Raw genomic sequence first — 296 nt, forward strand, 5'->3', positions numbered from 1 at the left:
TTGTTTGGCAATGGCAATCCCTTGGGCTTGCCGTTCTCTAATCCGTTTTCGTTCACTTTCTGCTTGGTATTTGTACAATTCAATCATTAAGTTATTGATTAAACGCCTTAAATTATCGTCTTCAATCCCTGTCATGGATGGCAAGTTTAAGACTTCAAGCGTTGCGCCTTTTTGTTGAATTTGGTTCATCAGTTCGGTTAATTCTTTGTTATTTCGTCCTAAGCGGTCTAATTCTGTCACCACGACAATATCACCCTCACGTAAATAAGTCAGCATGTCTTGTAATTGAGGACGTT

General features: G+C 39.2%; 1 protein-coding gene. It reads right to left on the reverse strand.

From position 1 onward, the window contains the following. The coding region (locus JKP73_RS22725) for a recombinase family protein (protein ID WP_200412047.1) at nt 1-296 on the reverse strand (296 nt) is incomplete at both ends.

The sequence above is a fragment of the Virgibacillus salexigens genome (assembly GCF_014905415.1).
Taxonomy (GTDB): Bacteria; Bacillota; Bacilli; order Bacillales; family Amphibacillaceae; genus Virgibacillus; species Virgibacillus salexigens.